At 31.1% G+C, this 21,169-nt stretch carries 18 protein-coding genes; 13 read left to right on the top strand and 5 right to left on the bottom strand.

Annotated elements, in window-relative coordinates; translation table 11 throughout:
• The first annotated feature begins 370 nt into the window (after nucleotides 1-370).
• From Ccar_RS10285 to arr, 3 genes are all read left to right on the top strand, one after another.
• Nucleotides 371-835 (top strand): aminoacyl-tRNA deacylase, encoded by a 465-nt coding sequence (locus Ccar_RS10285; RefSeq protein WP_237737339.1) that lies wholly within the window; start codon nucleotides 371-373, stop codon nucleotides 833-835.
• Between the two features lie 296 nt (nucleotides 836-1,131).
• The gene (locus tag Ccar_RS10280; RefSeq protein ID WP_007064735.1) at nucleotides 1,132-2,619 is read left to right on the top strand and encodes a WD40/YVTN/BNR-like repeat-containing protein; all 1,488 of its coding nucleotides are present in this window, start codon (nucleotides 1,132-1,134) and stop codon (nucleotides 2,617-2,619) included.
• 666 nt (nucleotides 2,620-3,285) lie between these two features.
• A complete protein-coding gene (gene arr / locus Ccar_RS10275; protein WP_007062539.1) occupies nucleotides 3,286-3,702 on the top strand; it encodes an NAD(+)--rifampin ADP-ribosyltransferase in 417 nt (138 codons plus the stop codon).
• A gap of 288 nt (nucleotides 3,703-3,990) precedes the next feature.
• Here arr and Ccar_RS10270 read toward each other — a convergent pair whose 3' ends face one another.
• Nucleotides 3,991-4,332, bottom strand: a complete 342-nt coding sequence (locus Ccar_RS10270; protein WP_007062540.1) for a hypothetical protein — start codon at nucleotides 4,330-4,332, stop codon at nucleotides 3,991-3,993.
• Nucleotides 4,333-4,334: 2 nt separating this feature from the next.
• The gene (locus Ccar_RS10265) at nucleotides 4,335-4,550 is read right to left on the bottom strand and encodes a helix-turn-helix transcriptional regulator (RefSeq protein ID WP_007062541.1); all 216 of its coding nucleotides are present in this window, start codon (nucleotides 4,548-4,550) and stop codon (nucleotides 4,335-4,337) included.
• 480 nt (nucleotides 4,551-5,030) lie between these two features.
• Here Ccar_RS10265 and Ccar_RS10260 point away from each other — a divergent pair, with 480 nt between their 5' ends.
• The 5 genes from Ccar_RS10260 to Ccar_RS10240 all read left to right on the top strand — a co-directional run bounded on the left by Ccar_RS10260 (nucleotide 5,031) and on the right by Ccar_RS10240 (nucleotide 10,707).
• Entirely contained in the window at nucleotides 5,031-6,365 is a 1,335-nt protein-coding gene (locus Ccar_RS10260) for a spore germination protein (protein WP_007062542.1), read from the top strand.
• Complete coding sequence (locus tag Ccar_RS10255) at nucleotides 6,365-7,450, top strand: GerAB/ArcD/ProY family transporter (RefSeq protein WP_007062543.1); 1,086 nt, start codon at nucleotides 6,365-6,367, stop codon at nucleotides 7,448-7,450. Before Ccar_RS10260 ends, Ccar_RS10255 begins: the two co-directional genes overlap by 1 nt.
• Nucleotides 7,434-8,540 carry a Ger(x)C family spore germination protein gene (locus tag Ccar_RS10250; protein ID WP_007062544.1) on the top strand — a complete coding sequence of 369 codons (1,107 nt, stop codon included), beginning with the start codon at nucleotides 7,434-7,436 and terminating at the stop codon, nucleotides 8,538-8,540. The genes Ccar_RS10255 and Ccar_RS10250 overlap by 17 nt, the downstream gene beginning before the upstream one ends.
• A 548-nt stretch (nucleotides 8,541-9,088) precedes the next feature.
• Nucleotides 9,089-10,126 (top strand): epoxyqueuosine reductase, encoded by a 1,038-nt coding sequence (locus Ccar_RS10245; RefSeq protein WP_007062545.1) that lies wholly within the window; start codon nucleotides 9,089-9,091, stop codon nucleotides 10,124-10,126.
• Nucleotides 10,127-10,269: 143 nt separating this feature from the next.
• On the top strand, nucleotides 10,270-10,707 hold the full coding sequence (locus Ccar_RS10240) for a MarR family winged helix-turn-helix transcriptional regulator (protein WP_007064733.1): 438 nt from the start codon (nucleotides 10,270-10,272) through the stop codon (nucleotides 10,705-10,707).
• A 133-nt stretch (nucleotides 10,708-10,840) separates the two neighbouring features.
• Here Ccar_RS10240 and Ccar_RS10235 read toward each other — a convergent pair whose 3' ends face one another.
• From Ccar_RS10235 to Ccar_RS10225, 3 genes are all read right to left on the bottom strand, one after another.
• Nucleotides 10,841-11,629, bottom strand: coding sequence for an acetoacetate decarboxylase family protein (locus Ccar_RS10235; RefSeq protein WP_007064732.1), 789 nt, complete (start codon nucleotides 11,627-11,629; stop codon nucleotides 10,841-10,843).
• 30 nt (nucleotides 11,630-11,659) lie between these two features.
• A complete protein-coding gene (locus Ccar_RS10230) occupies nucleotides 11,660-14,065 on the bottom strand; it encodes a DUF362 domain-containing protein (protein ID WP_007064731.1) in 2,406 nt (801 codons plus the stop codon).
• Nucleotides 14,066-14,283: 218 nt separating this feature from the next.
• A complete protein-coding gene (locus tag Ccar_RS10225; RefSeq protein ID WP_007064730.1) occupies nucleotides 14,284-15,159 on the bottom strand; it encodes a LysR family transcriptional regulator in 876 nt (291 codons plus the stop codon).
• Between the two features lie 126 nt (nucleotides 15,160-15,285).
• Here Ccar_RS10225 and Ccar_RS10220 point away from each other — a divergent pair, with 126 nt between their 5' ends.
• The 5 genes from Ccar_RS10220 to Ccar_RS10200 all read left to right on the top strand — a co-directional run bounded on the left by Ccar_RS10220 (nucleotide 15,286) and on the right by Ccar_RS10200 (nucleotide 21,072).
• Nucleotides 15,286-15,825: a prolyl-tRNA synthetase associated domain-containing protein gene (locus Ccar_RS10220; RefSeq protein WP_007062553.1), complete on the top strand. Its 540-nt coding sequence runs from the start codon at nucleotides 15,286-15,288 to the stop codon at nucleotides 15,823-15,825.
• 373 nt (nucleotides 15,826-16,198) lie between these two features.
• Nucleotides 16,199-18,088 carry an endonuclease MutS2 gene (locus Ccar_RS10215; RefSeq protein ID WP_007064729.1) on the top strand — a complete coding sequence of 630 codons (1,890 nt, stop codon included), beginning with the start codon at nucleotides 16,199-16,201 and terminating at the stop codon, nucleotides 18,086-18,088.
• Between the two features lie 254 nt (nucleotides 18,089-18,342).
• Nucleotides 18,343-18,948, top strand: a complete 606-nt coding sequence (locus Ccar_RS10210; protein WP_007062556.1) for a sugar O-acetyltransferase — start codon at nucleotides 18,343-18,345, stop codon at nucleotides 18,946-18,948.
• A 177-nt stretch (nucleotides 18,949-19,125) separates the two neighbouring features.
• Nucleotides 19,126-19,974 carry a methyl-accepting chemotaxis protein gene (locus Ccar_RS27560; RefSeq protein WP_007062557.1) on the top strand — a complete coding sequence of 283 codons (849 nt, stop codon included), beginning with the start codon at nucleotides 19,126-19,128 and terminating at the stop codon, nucleotides 19,972-19,974.
• A gap of 165 nt (nucleotides 19,975-20,139) precedes the next feature.
• Entirely contained in the window at nucleotides 20,140-21,072 is a 933-nt protein-coding gene (locus Ccar_RS10200; protein WP_007062558.1) for a M15 family metallopeptidase, read from the top strand.
• Nucleotides 21,073-21,169 lie beyond the last annotated feature (97 nt).

Genomic DNA, 21,169 nt, shown 5'->3' with positions numbered 1-21,169 from the left:
TTCGCTGTGATCATAAATATCCCAGGGGGACGTAAACAAATTCTTAACAATTTATTTTGCTATAACTCTAAAACACCGCTTAATGTACGTTAATTGTATCATTTTGTTTTAGGGCTATTGGATTTAATTTATTTCGTATAAATTATTATAAAAAGCACAACTATTCTTGTTGGGATGGAGTGCTTTTTTGTTTGCTTTTAATTTCTACTGTTTTATACAATTGTGAGAATCTTTGAAAATGTGGTACAATTTAGTTGAAATCTAAATTGGGATTGTAATATGGATATCCAAACCAGACACTCAACATATGTCTGAGTATAATTTAAGTGTCTATCTTAAATATATTTAAAATTGAAATGGAGTGATAAAATTGAAAGAGTTTGAGGAAAAATTGAGGGGGTATATGATAGAAAACAGCATAGATGCAGAACAGTATACTTATGAGAATACCTGTCACACTGTAGAAGAGGCTGCATCTGCTGCTCATGTATCCCCAAATGATATTGTAAAAAGCATATGTTTAATAGATAACGATGGCAATCTTATTGTTGCTATTGTTAGAGGGAAAGATAGGGTAAGTACATCAAGGGTAGCAAAAGCATTAAATATAGAAATTCCCCAAATTGCAACTCCTGAAGAAGTGCTGGATAAAACTGGATACATATGCGGTGGGGTACCGTCATTTGGCTATGAAGCGATATTTCTAATTGACCCAAAAGTTATGGAAAATGAGCTCATTTATACTGGTGGAGGATCACCTTATTCATTAACAAAAATTTCAACAAAAGTATTACATCAGATAAATAAAGGCCAAATAGTTAGAGTAAGAAAATGATTAAGAGAAATAAAATTAATAGAGAAGTTATTTACAATGCAGGATAAAAAATTATTTCTAAATTATAAGTAGTGAAAAGGCTTTTGATCGATAAGAAATTTATAGACTATGGAATTACTAGAGGATAATACATGGGAAATTAGTTTTGTAATTTTTTGAGGTTTAATTTTGGCCCATTTTTGTATATTTGACTATTTTATTAATTATCTTAGTTTATAATGCTAATAGCTGAAAATTTGCGGTATAATATATAGAAATTATGAACCCTATAAAAACAAGATGGAGAGTAGAGGAAAATGGGAAAGTACAAGCAAATTACAAAAAGAGGATTAATTTTATCAATGGTAACCTGCTCAATATTCATACTGGTATATTGGATTTCATTTTATGAGTTATATACTTTATGTAAGTTTGGAAGAATCAAGAATAATATAACTGTATTATTGGGATGCATGGCATTCTTTTTGGTTTGGTTTACAATTCTCATAATTAGAATTGTGAAAAAGCCAGAAGTTGTACCTGAGCAGAGTGTAGATAGATATGAATCATATTCAAGGTATAAAACTGTATGGAGCTGTGTAGTTGCAATAATTATAGTTCTTATAACATGTTTTTATGGAGTGAAAATATATCATAGTGCAATAAATTATAATGGAAAGCTATCATGGTACTTAAGTGATTTAAAAAATAAAAAAACTGTAAAGTTTGAACTTAATAATATATATGAAAGTGGTATAGAAGGGATATTTACAGATATTAATAAAAAAGTTCATATGCCTGAAAAATTATATGTTGCAAATAACTTTAGTCTTAATTTTGATTCTAATGGAAAAATTACAGCCTTTGATACATATCTTTATGGAAAAAATGATAAAGGTAAGTTAGAAAGCTATTTAATTAGCTATAACAGCAAAAAGTCAGGGAATATAACTGTATATTTAAAAGGTTATGTAAATGCAAATTATAATGATGATAAACTTTTAGAACCATTAATTAAGACAATGAAAGTAATTCCACTTAAGAAAACAGTGATGAACTGGAATGAAGAACAGTATGGTATTCTTTATTCTGGTAAACGAAGCTTTGGATATAACACAAATGGTATTATTTATATTGATTCAAAGGGAAATACAAATTCAGCTGTTAACGCCCATTCTGAAATAGTAGGATATACTGTTTCTGTATTTGTACCAGGTAAGGAGAGCAAATATACTCCTGTTAGATACAACTTAACAGATAGTTTAAATAATGCTAAAACATCAGAACCTTCAAAAGACAATAAAAAGAGTTCTAATCAATCAAATAATGCTGCAGATCAATTTTATTTATCAAAGCAAGTTGGATATCGTTTAGAAGTAACGGCAGCTGCAGCGGGAAGTAGATCTTATTCATTAGCTGGTACTACCGATGGTGGGCAAACATGGAAGACAATAAATGAAGATCCGTTTTCAGGCTCCCTTGGATCTGCAGCAGGAATAACATTTTTGAATAATAAGCTTGGATTTTTATGTTTATCTTATAGCGGTGGAAGTAAGGGACAATTATATCGCACAGAGGATGGAGGTGGATCTTATAAAAAGGTAAATTTCCCAGAAACGAAAGTAACATTAAATGATGGCAAAACGTATAATCCCTTTGATTTACCTGGAATGCCTTATGAGAAAGATGGAAGTCTTAATGTTTTGGTTGGACAAGGATCTGATGGAGATTATAATGGAGGCTGTAAAGCTTTGTACCAATCAAAAGATAATGGTGTAACATGGCAGTATTTAAAAATAAGCTAATAAAGATTAATTATCTATATATAAATAAGATAACCATAAAAAGAAGAAAGATTTAAGAAGCATAGAACTGTATTTTGAGAAAAAGGTACAGAAATATTTTATAAATAATAAAGAAGAATCCGCAGAGTATACGGGGTCTTCTTCTTTTATTTTGTTTACAATTGGAATATGAGCAAATTCGCTGTTCTCATAAATATCCCTGGGGGATGTAAACAAATCTTGAACAATAAAACCTCTTGCAGTTATCACAATGGGATAAACTACACATTGGAGCATTAACGTAATAAGAATTTGTGTTATACATATTATTCTTCCCTTTCAAAGGCTCTATTTAATTTTATGCTAAGCATATAAAGGTTGTGATTAAACACTCAGAAATGCTATGTCTTATGGGTTTAACATTCAATAATAGATAGATTTCAAAAAATAGAGGTATTTTTGTGAGGTTAGAGTACAATTGACAGAGGACAGTGAAGGAAGATTTTTCTCTGCTGCACTGTGAAAAATCTCTTTAATTAAAAGAAAGAGTTTTGTTAAATAACAGGCTTATAATTTGCACTTATTGTGGGTATTATGGGATTAGTAGATATCATTTTATATAAAATTGTTTCACTTATACCTAGAAAGGATATGTTAAATTTAAAAATATAAAAGGAGTGAATCAGCATGAATGACAAAAAAGATGTTTTAGATAATGGTCCTTTTTTTCATGGCACTAAAGCAGAACTAAAAATTGGAGATTTACTAGAACCAAAGTACTTATCAAATTACCAAAATAAAAAATCTAACTATATTTATTTTACTGCAACATTAAATGCTGCTAAATGGGGTGCTGAATTAGCGGCATCTAAATCAAAAGAAAGAATTTATATTGTAGAACCATTAGGTGAATTTGAAAATGACCCAAACTTAACTGACAAAAGATTTCCTGGAAATCCAACACGTTCTTATAGATCTAAATATCCTTTGAAAATAATAGCCGAATTAGGTTCATGGGAAAGACATTCTGATGAAGAAATAAATCATATGCTTTCATCTTTAAAAAAGTTAAGTGATGAAGGAAAAAATGTAATATACGATTAATCCATAAATAAACAACATATAAAACTTGCTAATAATCTTTATAAATTAAATGTACCAACAACTGTGCGTAATTGGAAAACGTTAAGTAAACTTAATGAATTAGCAAAAACTATAGAAATATTATAATGAGGACTTATGGTACTAGTTATAATTAGTACTATAAGTCCTTTGTATATATATTAAGCAAATTAAAGTTTATTTTAAGATTGTCACAAATGTTAAGGTTAATTTTATCTTGGAATGTGTAAGATATAGGATATTATATCCGCTGCCAGTTAACTTGAATAATTATCTTTTGCAGAAAAATGTTATTAAGAATGCACCGAGTGCTGAAAATAATGCAATAATAATAAAACTACGAGCAGCAGAATGATGAGAAATAACCTTACTTTTAATTTGATAAGCTGTTGATATTAAACCTCCAATTATTACAATTAACATTAGGTCAAAGTTTGATTCTATAAGTGGATTACTTAAGTGCAGCCCTCTTATAAATATATCGAAGAGAATTGCAAACATTATGAATCTACAAGCGTAAGCATCTCCTTGATATACAACAGCTTTTGTCCTTTCATCTATAATGCCATAAATAGGTGTGCTTTTACCTTGAGTGTTACTTTTTTTAAACATTTTTATTCCTCCTCTAAATAAAATAAATCTTCAAACTTTTTTTGCAAACACTTTGCAAGTATTAGTGCTAATTTAGCAGTTGGACAGTATTGACCAGTTTCTATAGAACTTATTGTTTGACGACTTACTCCTGCCATATTCGCAAGTTGCTGCTGCGAAATGTTAAGTTCAGCACGTGCAACTTTTAGTCTATTATTTAAATTAGTTTTATCATCCAAGAAAACACCTCCAGTAATTAAATGGTATCATATACCAATAGTTATGTCAAGTATGCTTTGCAAAATGACAAGTACACTTGTATGCACTTTTTTGTTTTGAAACACTATATAAAAATATTGAGATTTAATAAATTAATCTAACGATATGAGTGTTCTTTGAAAATCGAATAATGTGATACCAAAAGGTAGATGCATTTTATATAAGTAATTATATTGAATATGTGTTATAATTTTCTATAAAAATTATTTAAAACTATATAAGTATTTCATAATGAGGTGAGTATATAACTTGCCTCTTATCTTTTTAAATTCAGTAATTGCGTGATATTTTTCATGAAGTGATATAACTTGTAAAATTGAAAATAATATGGGGGTAGCTACCTTGATTTTCGAATTTATTTTTTAATAGAATAATTTTTTTATAATTATAACAAACTAACTATTGAATTAGTAAAAAATAATGAAAGGTATGTGAGATTAATGGATTTAACAAGGAATGTTCAGGAACAGCTTGATACCCTTGTAAAGAATAGCGAAGATACAGAAAAATTAATAATTAACAGCGAATTTACACTGTATTATATAAAAACCTTAGTAAATGAAGTATACATTACAGAAAATATAAAGAAGCCATATTTTAATTCAACAGTTAACTTTCCTATGTATTTTCCAACTATAAGTAGTAAGATTGATATAGATAGTGCTGTTAACAAAATGTATAAAGGTCATGTTATAGCGTTTTACAACAAGGAAATTTATTCAGTTCAAGAAGCGGTGAAATATGAAAGTAGAAATGTTGGTGAGGTTCAAAGAGAAGCATCCATAGATGGTGCAATTGAAGGCTTTGTTGAGAATATTAATGTTAATATAAATCTTATCAGGCAATTATATCATCGACCAGAACTTATAGCAAATACTCTTCATGTGGGGAAGAAAGCTAATAAAAAAATAATACTGCTTTATGATTCAAGTACAGCAAATGAAGAAGTAGTAAATAATATCTCAGATAAAATAAACAAAATATCTGTTCCTGTAATACAAACAATGCAAGAACTTCAGCAATACCTGTTGAAAAGGCAGTGGTTGATACCTAAATTAATTGTGACTGAAAGGCCTGATAGAGCAATTCGGGCATTGGCTTATGGAAGAGTTGTCTTGTTTATGGAAGGAACTCCAGAAGGCTTAATTGCACCAGTAATGTTTCACGAGTTTTTTCAAACTATGGATGACTTTTCGTTACCACCATTAGTTTCTTTATTTCTTCTTTGGCTTAGATACTTGGGGTTATTTATAAGTGTAGCCTTTCCAGGTCTATATGTTGCTTTTACTGCATATAATCCAGAATTATTTCGTGTCCAGCTTGCTCTATCAATAGCAGGAAGTAGGGCAGGAGTAACATATCCAGCATTTATCGAAGTAATTATAATGCTTCTTGTCATGGAATTTTTAATAGAAGCAAGTATCAGACTTCCCAAGACTATAGGTGCCACAGCCACTACTGTTGGAGGTTTAATTCTTGGGCAGGCAGCTACACAGGCCAATTTAGTAAGTCATATCATGATTATAATTGTTTCGGTAGTTGCAATAACAAACTTTACGATTCCAATAGCCTCAATGAATTTTTCTATCAGAATTATGAAATACATAGTACTTATTTTTGCATCAGCTGCTGGAACCTTTGGATTACTTATGGGCCTTATTGGTTTCTGTTCCTACATATTCTCAATTAAATGCTTCGGAATACCATTTTTCAATCCAATAGGCAACTTTAGTTTGAGTGGATTGCAAGCTAATCTTAGAAAGGGAGAAAAATAGTGAATGCTAGATATTTTTACATTTTAATAATTAACGCCAACATTTCACAGTTCATGATCTTTGTACCATACGCATTGACTCAAAATATTGAAAAAGGTTTTCCAATAGCTATTTTGATAGGATTAGTGGTTGCTTCAGTAAATGCATATTTTACAATTTATGTGTATAACCATTTCAAGAGCTACACACTTACAGATATTTCAATTAGATTGTTTGGAAAAGTTTTAGGACATATTTTTGTTTTTTTTCATATAGTCTTGTATATTATCATGAGCTTATTTATGTCCAGGGGTTTGCTTGTTATCATAAATAACTTTATGTTGCCCAATACTTCAGTTATAGCTTTAGGTGCAGTGTTTCTTCTATTAATAATAACGGTATTTAAAAATTCTAATGATACCTATTTAAACTTCATATCCTTTATAACTGTTATTATGGCTTTATGGGCAATATTACAGCTTGAGTTAAGTTTTCGAGAAATGAGTTGGTTCTATGTTAAAGGAAGTATAATACATTCTATGAAGTTTCCAACAATGTGGCTAATTGGGATATCAGCATTTATTTACTGTGGGTTATATCCACAAACACTTTTTAATCCTTTGTTAAAAAGAATCAGCTGGATAAAGACTGTTTGTGTTTTTATATTTATAGGATTACCCATAGCATCCTTGATTATATTGATTCCTGTGGGAATTTGGGGTCCTGTAGCAGTAAAACAGCTTCTTCTTGTGCATATGTTAACAGCAGATACTATGGCAGTGGATTTATTTGTAATAGAACGTGTTTTGTTTTTGTTGCTTCCTTTGTTTATATTGTATATGCTTTCAAATATATTAAACTATGCTTTCACTGCAAAGGGACTTTTTATTAGTTTAAATTACAACAAGTATGTTAACATGTTTTTTGTTGTTATAATCAGTATAGTTTTTTTCCTTTGGATTAATTTCATGAGCAATACTAAGATCCTTTTAAATTCAGGTATTAAGTATATTTCAATATACTTTTGGATTCAATTTATTCTAAGTTTTATATTTTTTATATTTACCAAGATAAGGGGAAAATTTAAAGATGAAATATATAGTTAAATTAATGCTAATATTAATATTTAGTCTTTCTTTGACAAGCTGCGATTTTAAGGATATAGATAGAAGAACTTTTGTAGTGGCATTGGGGATTGATTCCGGAGAGCAGCAAAAACAAATGAAGGTAATAATTAAAACTGCAATCCCCACCTCCATTGGAGGTAGAAGTGGAGGAAATGAAAATCAAAAAAATTATCAATTATTTACTGTAGAAACTGATTCCATTGGAGATGCTTTAAGAAAATTTAAGGCGGAGTCCTCTCTTGAACCAGATTTTTCACATTTAAAGATAATTATTTTTGGAAAGAATTTTGCACAGGAAACTCCTATAGACCCGATTATTGACTATTTTATAAGAAGACGTGACCTTCAAACTATAGCTTGGACAACAGTAGGTTTTCCTAGTGCAAAAAAGATATTAGAATTACAGCCTCCATCTGAAAAGATAGCATCAAACAGTCTTTTTCTTAAATTTGGTCAAGGTGTGAAATCTCAATATATCCAAAGAGTAAAAGTATATGAAACCTATAGAGATTTAATTACACCAGGACTTTCACCTTGTTGTCCTATAATTGAAATAGTTGACAATGAGTTCTCTATAAATAAAATAGCTGTATTTGAACAAGGAAAAATGAAGATGGTATTATCTCCTGAAGAAACTAGGATTTTTAATATAATTAAGCCTCATATAAAAACATTTTTTTTCAAAATGGAGCATGAAAAAAATAGCCATCCTATAGGCTTTAATATAAAAAATGCCAAAACAGATATTAGGCTTATAAAAAATAAAGATAACTCTATAGATTGTCAAGTAAATGTAAAACTTGTGGGAGCTGTTGAAGAGACTGATTATAAGGAAAACAATCTTTTTGAATTACATAAACAACTTGAAGTGTTAGCAAAAGGCCAAATAGAAGCTTTATTTAACAAGTTTAAACAATCTAGAGTTGATCCATTTTCTATACAGGCAAGATATTGGGCTATAGATCCCTCCTATGAATTTACCGAAGATTGGCTTAAAAAAATATTTTCGAAAATTAATTTTATAGTTAATGTAGATGCTAAAATAAATGAAAGTGGCTCACTTAGATAGTAGAGAATTTTTTATTGCTTAATATTTTGTAAAAATGATTTTACTTGTAAATCTGTACTAGATCATATTAATATTTTAGAAATTGTTTTAAGTATTTTAATATTTTATACTTTAAATGTAGTTTAGATATTATCTAAACGTATAGTATATGCAGAACTTCCCCCGCGAGTTGAATATGAGTTGACAACCCTAAGTTTTTCAATGGTCCAATAATTCAATTTATGTATCACTGAGATTAAGTTATCAAAAAGAACAAAATTCTCAATAGTAAATGGTGATACGTGCCAATAGCTGAGTCAAGTTTCTAGGTTGAGCATATAATAGCAGAATACGTTTAATTTTAGAGAATAGTTCCATGTGTATTGTTCTTAGAATGAATGCTCATATAAAATACAATATTGACATTTCTTATACAATTCAATATTATATGTATATGCATATAATATTGAATTGTATTTAAATTAATTGATGTTACAATGATTAATTTTGATGGTAGATAACTTTAATAATTTATATGTAGATACATATAAAAGAGGAGTGAGAAGATTATGCTTACAATAGAGCAAAAGATTCAGGAGAAGGCCTATGAATTAGGCTATGAAAAATGCGGGATTATTCCAATTAGTTTTATGAATGGTTATGGTGAAAAGGTTGAAGAGAGAATTCAAAAGGTTCAAAAGTCAGGGCCATTTTACCAAAGACAGAGGCGATTAGTTAATCCACTAGAAGAATATCCATGGGCAAAATCTATTGTAGTAGTTGCAGCTAGATATGGCAAATATAAAGTTCCAGAGTCTGTAAGAAGTCATATAGGAAAGTCCTACTTGTTCGATATACGTGTGGATGCTAATACGAAAGAATATCAGAACAGCAAGGTAATGGATAAATATATGCAAGAACTAGGACTTCAGGTTGCTACTAACCAAAAGTTTGGAGTTGTAGGGTTACGCTGGGCAGCTTTACAAGCTGGCATTGGAATTGTAAGAAGAAATAATTTCTTTTATACAGAATCTGGGTCATGGGTTCATCTAGAAGCATGGTTGACAGATAGAGAAATGGAGTTAAGGGAGATACCAACTGTTCCACAGTGTCCAAAGAATTGTGGTGCCTGTGTAGCAGCGTGTCCAACTAAATCCCTATCTGCGCCTTATACTATGTCACCTACTGACTGTATTTCTTTTTTAACAACCTTTGGGGGGCGTAATTTACCACAGGAACCTTTAAGGAAAAGCTTTGGACAATGTATTTATGGATGTGATATTTGTCAGGATGTATGTCCAATGAATAAAGGTAAATGGCAGGAGGTTGAAGAATTTCCTGGATTGTCAGAATTGGCTCCTTCTTTAACACCAGAAAATATCATGGATATGGAGGAAAGCTTTTATAGGGAAAAGGTTCAGCCAAAGTTTTTTTATTTATCCCCAGATGACCTTTGGAAATGGAAGGTTGACGTTTTGTGTTTTATGGGTAACAATTATAAAGATAGTTATAAACCTTATATTATGAGAGCTTGCAAAAATGAAAATGAAAAAATTCGTGAAATGGCTTATTCAATTCGCAGAGAGTTATTTGACTGTGTTAGGTAAAGCAGCTTAAGAGATCTATATGTAAATTATGATGTTATCAATTTAATAGCTGAGCAGCAAGGCATTGGTTTATGTTATCTTGACAGCAGAAACAGCTATAGGATATTATATGCATATACATATAGATGGGAGGTAGTTTAGATTTGGCTATTAGAAGCAGCAAGGAACACCTGAAAGATTGTGCATGTAAAAATTTGAGGATGACAACAAGAGTGGTAACGCAATATTTTGATAAAGCCTTCCAGCCAGTGGGTTTACGTGCCACTCAATTTGCCCTGTTGGCGGATATTTCTTCACGTGAAAGTAGTACAGTTGGTGAGTTAGCAGATATTTTTTTGATGGATCAAACAACTGTAACACGAAACATCGAAATATTAAAGAAAAAAGGGTATGTTGATGTAAGACAGGGAGAAGATGATTCACGAAAGAGATATATATCTATAACTGAGAGTGGGTTTGTAAAACTTAGAGAAGCTATACCATTATGGAACAATGCTCAACTTGTTATAGAACAGGGAGTTGGTGAGGAAAAGTTCAGAGAATTTTTAGATACATTATCTTATATACAAAAGCTTATTTAGCTAGATAAATTTAATTAGATATATTGCTTCTTCCTGTTGGTAGGGGATTTACAATAGATGCATTTGATGCAGTTAATGTAATGAAGCAGTTAAACCCTTGACGGAAGTGTCAAGGGTTTTGTGATGTAGTTTGCTACCTAAGAATCCGCCCTTTCAAAGCATTCATAAAGACTGTACCATTTACACTGTTAACAGATACATTACCATATACAGGTAAATCAGCCAGCTGCTTGATTATATGATTGTATACATTTTTCTCATTAGCTATCCATTCTACAGCACCTTTACCGTACCATCCAGACATAATAGTAATTGACTGTGGATAAAGTATAGGTTCATTTAAAGCTGCTCCTGGACCATTTACGTTAGGAATATAACGCCAGCCAAAGACATTATTAGGTATAGGACCTGCAGCTTTTGTTTTTTCTAACTTTCCTTTTTCCCACAATTTTGTCTCAGACATCTCTAGACGTATAAAGGTTTCTCCAAATATGCTGGCATTGGTAAAATATCTGCCATCATAAGCATGAAGATCTTCTATATCAGCAAAAATTTTAGGCTGGCCACTTTGTTCCCTTCCTCCAGTTATTGGAATGGTATTATTTTCCCAGATAACTAATGGAAAAACACCCTCTAATTTATCATGTTTTCCATTGAAGCGAGCGGGAACCTGAACTTGTATTAAATTATAGCCTCCGCCAACAAACCAGTTGCAGCCTCTAAGCTGAGACAAGCTGATAGTGAGTTCAGGCTTTAAAAGTTCAAAGCCTTTAGGCAAAAATTTGTCTAATTCTTTACCGTCAGTGCTAAAAGTGAAGTTCAGCGCTAAAGTATTGGCAGTAGCGGTGAAATTAGCATCAAATACAGTTCCTCCAAAGAATGGTGGCATACTATAGGTTTTATCTTCTTCAAATTTAAACATCTTTACCTCCATCTACAATCTTTAAATATATCACCAAATTTGATGAAAGTGAGCAGTGAAAATCTTTTCTGGGTCATTGGTTTCTTCAACATTAGGTATTTTAACGCCTTCCAATTTTCCAAAGCCCTTAGGTACATATAAAGTAAACTTCAAAGGAACTGCGCTCTTAGACAAAGCTTCAAAATATCTTTTTATAGAATCAGCAGCACTTACCTTTTGGTCCACTGGTTCTAGAATTTTATCACCATATTGTATGGTACCAGAATTTAGTGTCATAGGATTAGTACTTTTAGTGTATCCGCCTGAATTTAAAACTTTGTCGGCATATTGAAAAGCGCTGCCATATAGAGAACTAAGACTTATATTATTAATAAACTGAGAGCCATATATAGTGTCGTTAGTGTGTAAATAGATAACTGTATGCCAGCTAGGCCACATTCCACGACCATACTTCATTCCTTTAATAAAATTATCTGGATAAACAGTATCTAATTGTGAGAGCTTATAAGCTGTTGCAGCATAACTTACAAGCAAAGCTTCTTTTGCGAAATCCTGACCTTTAGAATTCCAGTTTTTATTAGTATTTTTCATTACCATGGCTGAATAAAGAAAGTTTTTCTTAATTTCTCCATAAGCATCAATTAATAGAATATCAATAGTATAAGAAGATATGCCGAATATTGCTGTTTCAAAGCCTCTACCTTTCTCATCATAATCTATTATACCGTCTTTATTTTCATCAAAGTAATCCATAAACTCCTTATAAAGGGAGGTTCCCGTTAGAGTATCACAAGCTTTTGTATAACTTAAAATGGTGAGCTGCAAATCATGCAGTATAGTGTTAGGATTATAATACAAAGTTTTTGTTATAAGTTCCATAAAGGTTCCATTATCTATCCTGCCAAGATGACCATTTAGTGATGCCAAAGGGCAATTTGTAGTACTATCATAACCCAATACATAATATTTCTGTTGACCTATGCCTCTTCCTTCGGCATAACCATATAAGTTATATCTAAATAGAGGTGAATCAAACCATGTTGATGTGGATATATTTCTTCCGTGACTTATTGCAACGGGAACATGATGAACAAACTCTGTAGGCCAGTTATATTGTACTTTAAGTTTTGATGCCTGAAGCATTGGAAGTGTCTTAAAACAGTATCTAGCACAAAAGAGATCTAGAGCTACACAATCTAATGAAGCAAAAATATAGCCTTCTGGAATACTTACCGAGCACTCATCTGGATTGTGACTTAAATTAATAATATTTATAGTATCGGTTACATGAAGTAAGAATATCTTTTGATTCTGAACTGCTTTTATAACATCAGATTGAGTTCCTGAAAAGCCTGCAGTTTTTGTAGCATTATAGTTTCCGTTTTTATCTATAACTGGTAGATGGGTATCAGGATCCATTTCAAGAACCCAAGGAGAATGCGGCAGTTTTCCCTTTAGATTTGGGTAAACTGTATGAGGAAAATCATACTTCTGATTTGGATAAAGCCCTATACCTAGATTTTTAATAGCATTAGTAATCAAGTCTTGAGCATGCATTTTAAGCTTTGGAACATTTATTAGGATGCAGCCAGGATAATTTTCTAAGTCATCCTTATCATTTGGATCGCCGCCTATTATTACTTTGCTTAGTGTAATTTCCTTGAAGACTGCTCCATCAGGAACTGGTATGGTTCTTCCTTTATTTATAACATCCTCAATTTTATTGAGATCATATACCATTAGTCTGTCAGATGCTTTGCCTGGAGGTATGAATTGTCCTCTAATGCTATCCTCGTAGCCCTTCATAGGATCGTCCTTATGTGAAGAACCATGGCGCTCTGATAAGTATTTTCTAACAAAGTAGAAGCCCCATCCGCCATAGAAATCACCACTTCGCCCTTCAAAGACAGCCTCTGTTGTAATATTTTTACCTGATGTTTTACTATACATAGCTGCCAGTATAAAGGTGCTGGTGGAAGCTTCGCCTAAGGACATTTCATAATAGCTTATTTTTAGTTTATCATGGAACCATCTCATTAATGCAGCTATTAAGACCCATTCAGTAAGGATAGGAGTTCCTACTGCTCTACCGTGTGTTTTTTCATCTATGTTGGCTGGAAATACAAGGTTTGGCTTGAATAACAATTTCTTTCCAAGTCTTAGCTCTGATTTCACCTTATTTCCAAAGGAAGTCTCTTTATTAAGTCCTGATAAGGTATAATCTAAATTATAATAAATATAGTCTATTTTACTTGTTAGGTTATTCCAAGCTGTATTATCTTTTTCGTTGATGAATTTCTGCAGCAAACTGGGTATTTCACCATAAGCCTTTGATGGATTCATTCTAACTCCAGAGATTGCTGATCCACTACAATCTATATTCTTTTTTCCAATTGGTGAATTTACAATGGATAATTTAGAATATTCTTTGGGCATTTTTTATTAACCTTTCCAATTGTTTTCATAACTATATTTTATTATTATAAATTAATAAATATTCATGCTATTTACATAAGATAGGCCAATAAAAAGGATATAGTATGTATGAATAGCACACTAATTGTTTATTATTCGCTTTTCCAAAACAGCACACCAGGAGACAGTTATACTTATAGAGAAGAGTAGGTTGATATCAAGGGCCTTGAGGTAAAAATTTACTTTCTCTTTCTATATTGCAAGTATTCTAAAAATCGCTTGGTTGCAAGAGAAATTGATTTTTGATCTCTCATAGCAACACCAATATTTCTAAAGCAAGGAATTTCAAGTTCTTTTACTACAATTTGATAAGGAATACGCTGCAAAATCAATTCGGGTAATATACTGATTCCAAGCCCATTTTCTACCATGGACATGATGGCATAGTCATCCCATGTTGTAAAATGAATTTTAGGGGAAATATTATATCGTTCAAATATCTCTGAAACCTCTGCTTTTGCACCTTTTTCCAAGAGCATAAAAGGATAATCACATAATGCCTCTATTGGAAAATATTTCAAATCTGCAAGCGGATGATTTTGGGGTAAAACCACAAGTAGTTTATCCCGTTCTAAAAAAATTGTTTCAAACTCTGGAAGTGTAGGAAGCCGAAGAAAGCCGCAATCTACACGTCCTTCTAAAATCCAGTTTTCTATTTCTATATAGTCCCCCAATAGCAACTCATAATCAATATTAGGATAATCCTTTTGAAATTCTTTAATGATATTTGGAAGCCAATGAGTAGCTACGCTTGAAAAGGTACCTATTCGGATAAGTCCAGATTGCAATCCGTTCAATTCTTCAACTTGCGTTTGTAATTTTTCATATTCATTACATACATTTTTAGCAAGTGGCAATAATTTCAAACCGTCGGAAGTTAATCGTACACCAGAGCGTCCACGTTCAAGAAGTGATACACCCCATTCTTTTTCTAAATCATTAATCATACGGCCAATACCAGACTGAGAATAGTTCAAAATCTCTGCGGTCTTTGTGAAACTCCCATATTCAACTGTCTTAACAAATGCCATATATTTTTGAATGTTCATATCCATAACTATGTTCACCTCACATATATCTGATTTTGTCATCTTTATTATGATTAATATTCGCTTTTGTAATTTATAAATTTATGATAAACTATGCCCATAGAGTTTTCAAGAGAAAGGATGAAATAAACAATGTTTTTTGTAAGTGATATTTATACAACATCGCCAGACAAGTTTAATACTCCATTACAAAAGGAAACGTATAGGGTATTACAAAACTTACATATTCCATTTAAACGTGTTGATACAGATGAAGCGATTACCATGGAAGATTGTGTTCAGATTAATAAAAAGTTAGATATGAAGATGGTAAAAACTCTGTTTCTTTGTAATCGACAGCAAACAGTTTTTTATCTGTTCATTACTACAGGCGATAAACCGTTCAAGTCAAAGAACTTCAGCAATGCATTAGGGATAGCTCGCGTTTCATTTGCTCCTGCAGATTTAATGGAAAAGATGCTGGGAGCTAAAATTGGAGCAGCAACTGTTTTCAGTGCCATACTTGACAAAAATAATGATGTACAAATTATTTTTGACAAAGACGTTTTGGCTGAAGAATGGTATGGGTGTAGTGATGGTACAACTACTGGTTATATGAAGCTTAGAACAACACAAATCATTAATGATTTTTTGCCATTTGTGGAGCATACACCATCTATTATTGAGGTGTAATATAGGGTAATGTCAACATTTTATACAGAAAAGTCGAAACTTTTAAATAAAGTTGATAAGTCATATATTTTGGTATATAATATTTAATATATAGATAGATTTCAAAAAAAGAGAGGTATTTTTGTGAGTGTTTAGTATCTAAAATAGGTAATTTAATATTGATTCTAAAATTGAAGGTGCAATACCTTTAATTGTTATGGAATTAATTACTATTTATAGATACAAGTCCACGAAACTACTTTGGGGTTTAATAACCTTTATTAAGTTTGCAATTGAAGCTGTGGAGTATCCATGGCTTTTTTATTTTACAATTAATACTAGAAATCTATCTAGGTTTCGTCGGCTTGAATAAAGTTGAGGAAGGAATTTTAAAATGGATAATACAACATTAGAAAAATTACATTATTATGAATTAAAAGAAATAGTAAAAGGATATTGCGCAAGTGGCTTGGGTAAATCCTTAATAGATAAATTAGAGCCAAGTACAAATATAAAGGTGGTAAATAGAAGATTAGATGAAACCTCTGAAGGAAGGGCACTTTTAGATGCTTCTTATCATATACCCTTTGATGGAATATTTAATGTAAATCCACTTATAGAGAAAATGGAAAAGGGTGCAGCATTAGATCCAGAGGAATTAAGTACCATGGAAAACTTTTTAAGAGGATGTAGAAAACTTAAATTATTCATGAAGGATAAGGAAGGTTATGCTCCTACTTTAAGTTCCTATAGCTTAAATATAACAGATTTAAGTTATATAGAAGAAGAAATAAATATATCAATATCAGGAAATAGAGTGGATTCCAATGCTTCAAAGGAGCTAAAAAAAATAAGAAGGCAAATTGATGTATGTGAAGGTCAAATAAAAGGAAGGCTTGAAAAATTTCTGAAAAACCCTTCAAATAAAGAGTATATACAAGAATTTTTTGTAAGTCAAAGAAATGGGAAGTATACAATACCTATAAAAGCTGCCTTTAAAAATCAAGTTCAGGGTGAAATTGTTGAAACTTCATTAAAGGGCAGTACTGTATTTATAGAGCCAAATGTAATAGTTAAATACACTTCTGAGCTAGCAACTTTAAAAGTTGAAGAATCTGTAGAGGAATATAAAATATTAGCTACTTTAACGGAAATGCTATATGAAAGAATAAGAGAAATTAAAATAAATATTGAGGTAATAGCTGAGTATGATATGATTTGGGCAAAAGCAAAATACAGCAGCGACATAAAAGGAATAAAACCTAAACTAAATGAGCATGGTTATATAAAAATAGTTAAAGGAGGCTATCCTTTAATTAAAAATGGGGTACCCTTAGATTTTGAAATAGGAAAGGATTATAGGTCGTTAATAATTACAGGACCTAATGCGGGAGGAAAAACTATAGTATTAAAAACTTTAGGAATGTTAACCCTTGCAGTTCAAGCAGGGTTTCATATAAAGGCTGAACAAGGCACAGAAATTGCTGTATTTAACAAAATATTTGTAGATATAGGTGATAATCAAAGTGTAGAAAATGCTTTAAGTACTTTTTCATCCCACGTGAAAAATTTAGCATATATAATAAAGGAAAGTAATAAGTCAACATTATTGTTATTTGATGAAATTGGAAGTGGAACAGAACCCAATGAAGGTGCAGCCTTAGCAATAGCTATTTTAGAAGAAGTGTATTATAAGGGCTGTATAACAGTAGCAACCACCCATTATGGAGAGATTAAAAACTTCTCAGAGCAGCATCCAGACTTTGAAAATGCAGCTATGGAGTTTAGATGTGACACATTGGACCCATTATATAAGCTTAATATAGGAAAGACAGGGGATAGTAATGCTCTTTATATATCAAAGAAAATGGGTATTTCAGATAATATAATTGAAAGAACTAGAAGATATATAGAAAGTAAGAATTATAATTATGAATTAATAAGAGATAGTAAAATTATGAAGAAAAAGGATATTCAAGAAGACAAAGGTGAAAGTTATGAATTTGTTGTAGGAGATAAGGTTCTTTGGATGGATAAGAATGAAAGTGCCATTGTTTACAAAGAAAGAGATATATACAATAATGTAACTATTTTATTTAATAAAGAATTTGTTGATGTAAATTGCAAAAGATTAAAATTGGAAATTAAGGCTTCTAAGCTATATCCAGAAGGGTATGATTTAAATCAACTATTTGTTAGTTTCAAGGAAAGAAAGCTTGAAAGGGATATAGAAAGAGGGTCCAAGAAGGCTTTAAAGAAACTTAAAAAAAGTCATTTGAAATAATATAACAATTAAAAAAATAAACAATTTACCTTAACACTGTATTATTCAAACTTGAATTTTACAGTGTTTTTTTCGTGCTGCACTTTAAGGAAAGTATTAATTCCTTTATTGCTTCATATCTTGTCAAAATAAATTCTTCTATAAATCTGTACCAGCCCACATTGATATTTTAACAATTGTTTTAAATACTTTAATATTTTACACTTTAAACATAGTACAAATACTATTTGAGTAAAATTTCAGGAGGTTAAGTTATGAAAGAAGAGGAAAGAATATTTGAAGGTAGATTATTTGATGCTGCTAAGAAAGAACTTAGAGATATTAAGCATAAGACACATGAGCTGTGCAGGAAATTTAATCAGCTTGATGAGTATGATGAAAGCCGTCCAACAATCATAAAAGAATTTATCGGAAAAATAGGAAAAAGATATCACTTTCAAGGACCTATACAATTTAACTATGGATGTCATACGTTCATTGGTGAAAACTTTGCTGCCAATTTCAATACCACAATTTTAGATGATGGTAAAATTTATATTGGTGATAATGTAATGATTGGCCCCAATGTTTCCCTTATGGCAAGTTCACATCCACTTATTGCAGAAGAGAGAACTGCTATGAAGTATGAGGATGGACATGTGTCTGTGTCTGAGTACGCAAAGGAAATTCATATTGGAAATAATGTTTGGATTGCTTGTAATGTTGTAGTTTGCGGAGGTGTCAATATTGGAAACAATGTAGTTATAGGGGCAGGTAGTGTTGTTACAAAAGATATACCAGATAACTATATTGCATATGGTAATCCATGTAAGCCAATAAGAATGATTACAGAAAAAGATTCAAAGTTAGACTTATTGTAATTATCCACAGCTTGAATTTTAAATATACGAATGGTCCTTAAAAATATAGTTACACAATATTTAGAAAATTGTTAATATTACAAAAATTACTGTATATAAAATAGAATAATATGATATAATATCATTAAAAATAAACGGTAGTTATAAAATGTGTACTATAAGGAGGTAAAATTCAAAATGCTAAAATCAAATGAATTTCAAACAAATGAGTCGATTTTAGAAGCATTTAAATTAGTCCTTCCCTATATTAATAGGATTGTTCGTGAAGACATGGCTGTTGGTTTGACCGATTTAAAAGAATACTTATCCTATTATCGAGCAAGGGAGTTTGAGCTTGATTTACCTGCAGGTAAGCCAATTAGTGGAATAAGTACTATAGAGGAATGTATCAAAACAGGCAAGGATACTTTTGATGATATTCCAACCGAAGTATATGGACGACCTATAAAGACAGTATTCACACCAATTTATGGAGTTGATAAAAAGATTATAGGAACTTTAAGTTCAGGTATTGATTTGAACGATAATCATAATTTGGTAGAAAGTGTTAAACAGTTATCTTCCTCTATAAATCAAGTATCAATAAATGTTGAACAAATAGCACAAAGTGCAGTGGAGCTTTCAGAATCTGGGCAGCAGTCAATAAACCTAGCACATGATTTAACAGATAAGCATCGAGATACTTCTATGATTTTGGAATTTATTAAAAGTGTAGCAGCGCAAACAAATCTTTTAGGATTAAATGCTTCAATTGAGGCTGCAAGAGCAGGTGAACATGGTAGAGGTTTTGCAGTTGTTGCTAATGAGATAAGAAAACTTGCAGAACAATCTAATCAATCGGCAAAAAAAATTCAAGCTATTCTACAGGAAATGAATGATGCAGTTTCTGAAATTAATAAATCAATAGAATGTTCAGGAAGCATTAGCCAGGAGCAAGCTGCATCAACACAGGAAATATCTTCAAATTTAGAATATATAAACAATATTACAGAACAGTTAAAAACCTTTGTTGAACGTTATGATTAAGTATCCATTTTATTTTAAAGCTTGTTTTGCTAATCCAAAACAAGCTTTAAATTTTTTTGATTGAAAATTATACTGTGAAGTTATATATGTAAATGGAATTGTCCAGTGAATAATTATATTGAAAATCAGAGAAATTAAATTATAAGTAAGAAAGGTGAGTGTGTTATGAAGAAAACATTTATTTATATAATAACATTTTTTCTATTGATTAACTCAACATATATAGCTAAAGCGTCTAATATTGATATTAATGCTGCAAGTTTAAATGCCAATGAGTATGATATTAAAATGAAGCAGGATTTATTATGTTTGATGATGGCTTATCCAGAATATATAAAGGATATCAATTGTGATGACAACAATTATGTATATCTAATAATGAAATCTGGCAAAAAAATTTTATATGATGATAAAAAAGTAAAAACTCCTGAGGAAAAACTTGAAAATGCAGATTTGCAGGATACTATGGAGCAGATTTATCCTTTGACTAATATTTCAAAACTAATGGATAAAAATTATGATCCTGGAAGATATAGATCCTATGAATTATTAAAAGAAATTTATGGTTCTTCTAAGCAGCAGATAGAAGGAAATTTGAAAAGTGTAAATTTAAAATACACACATGTTCTTTTTAACAATAATAATAAAGCAGCTGAAGCACTTGAAAGCACTATGCAAAATCTCATACCTCTTTCAAGGGAAAATGAAGCTGTTAGAAGATGTTTATTCCCTTGTATGGGTACTTTTAACTATAGATTAGTTGCAGGCACTAATCGATTAAGTCCTCATTCTTTTGGTATTGCTATAGATCTTGCAAGTGATAAAAGAGATTATTGGAAATGGTCCTCGCCTAAACAAGGAGAAGAACGCTTAAATTCATATTCTAGAGAAGTAGTTGAAGCCTTTGAAAAAAACAACTTTATATGGGGCGGAAAATGGGGACATTTTGATATTTTACATTTTGAATACAGACCAGAAATTATTTTAAAAGCTAAATATTTTGCTAATGGCGATAAATCAGTATGGTACAAAGGAGTTAATGAGGAGGATGCTTCCATCAAGGCATATATTGACAAAATTAATGAGGTATTGAAATAAATTTTGTCAGCTAAATTAAAGTTTACGGTAAATGTTAAAAATGTATATAGATACATGAAAATAACACTTATTTGTTGTAAGTCATTTACTTTAACTC

Origin of the sequence: Clostridium carboxidivorans P7 (genome assembly GCF_001038625.1) — a bacterium.
Taxonomy (GTDB): Bacteria; Bacillota; Clostridia; order Clostridiales; family Clostridiaceae; genus Clostridium_AM; species Clostridium_AM carboxidivorans.
This window is presented reverse-complemented; position numbering and strand designations above follow the sequence as displayed.

What these genes read in the sequence shown, in the direction of transcription:
- Ccar_RS10280 (WP_007064735.1), top strand. Translation starts at nt 1,132, where the DNA reads ATGGGAAAGTACAAGCAAATTACAAAAAGAGGATTAATTTTATCAATG.
- arr (WP_007062539.1), top strand. Translation starts at nt 3,286, where the DNA reads ATGAATGACAAAAAAGATGTTTTAGATAATGGTCCTTTTTTTCATGGC.
- Ccar_RS10270 (WP_007062540.1), bottom strand. Translation starts at nt 4,332, where the DNA reads ATGTTTAAAAAAAGTAACACTCAAGGTAAAAGCACACCTATTTATGGC.
- Ccar_RS10260 (WP_007062542.1), top strand. Translation starts at nt 5,031, where the DNA reads ATGGATTTAACAAGGAATGTTCAGGAACAGCTTGATACCCTTGTAAAG.
- Ccar_RS10250 (WP_007062544.1), top strand. Translation starts at nt 7,434, where the DNA reads ATGAAATATATAGTTAAATTAATGCTAATATTAATATTTAGTCTTTCT.
- Ccar_RS10245 (WP_007062545.1), top strand. Translation starts at nt 9,089, where the DNA reads ATGCTTACAATAGAGCAAAAGATTCAGGAGAAGGCCTATGAATTAGGC.
- Ccar_RS10235 (WP_007064732.1), bottom strand. Translation starts at nt 11,629, where the DNA reads ATGTTTAAATTTGAAGAAGATAAAACCTATAGTATGCCACCATTCTTT.
- Ccar_RS10230 (WP_007064731.1), bottom strand. Translation starts at nt 14,065, where the DNA reads ATGCCCAAAGAATATTCTAAATTATCCATTGTAAATTCACCAATTGGA.
- Ccar_RS10225 (WP_007064730.1), bottom strand. Translation starts at nt 15,159, where the DNA reads ATGGATATGAACATTCAAAAATATATGGCATTTGTTAAGACAGTTGAA.
- Ccar_RS10220 (WP_007062553.1), top strand. Translation starts at nt 15,286, where the DNA reads ATGTTTTTTGTAAGTGATATTTATACAACATCGCCAGACAAGTTTAAT.
- Ccar_RS10215 (WP_007064729.1), top strand. Translation starts at nt 16,199, where the DNA reads ATGGATAATACAACATTAGAAAAATTACATTATTATGAATTAAAAGAA.
- Ccar_RS10210 (WP_007062556.1), top strand. Translation starts at nt 18,343, where the DNA reads ATGAAAGAAGAGGAAAGAATATTTGAAGGTAGATTATTTGATGCTGCT.
- Ccar_RS27560 (WP_007062557.1), top strand. Translation starts at nt 19,126, where the DNA reads ATGCTAAAATCAAATGAATTTCAAACAAATGAGTCGATTTTAGAAGCA.
- Ccar_RS10200 (WP_007062558.1), top strand. Translation starts at nt 20,140, where the DNA reads ATGAAGAAAACATTTATTTATATAATAACATTTTTTCTATTGATTAAC.